The following is a 249-nucleotide window of genomic DNA, read 5'->3' as shown; positions in this document are numbered from 1 at the left end:
AAGACCTGTGCACGATCATGGCCCAGCGCCTGTCGATCCTGCATGGCCTCAATGCCCCGGAATTCTTCGATAAGAGCCTTTTCCGACATTTTATCCAGACGTTGCTGGAGGAAGATGTGCTGCGCCGCGATGCCGCCGGTAAGTTGAGCTACCACGACCTGCTGGGTGAGCTGGCCGAAGGCGCGGCAAAACGCGTGTTGCCGGCCGATATTCGCCTGTCGATCCGCCAGGTGGCGTTGCACCGTGTCG

1 protein-coding gene is annotated in these 249 nt (G+C 60.2%); it reads left to right on the top strand.

Annotated elements, in window-relative coordinates; all coding sequences use genetic code 11:
• The coding region (locus tag KZZ04_RS20190; protein ID WP_219424034.1) for a hypothetical protein at positions 1-249 on the top strand (249 nt) is incomplete at both ends.

The organism is Pseudoalteromonas sp. CR1 (genome assembly GCF_019392235.1).
Classification (GTDB): Bacteria; Pseudomonadota; Gammaproteobacteria; order Enterobacterales; family Alteromonadaceae; genus Pseudoalteromonas.
This window is presented reverse-complemented; position numbering and strand designations above follow the sequence as displayed.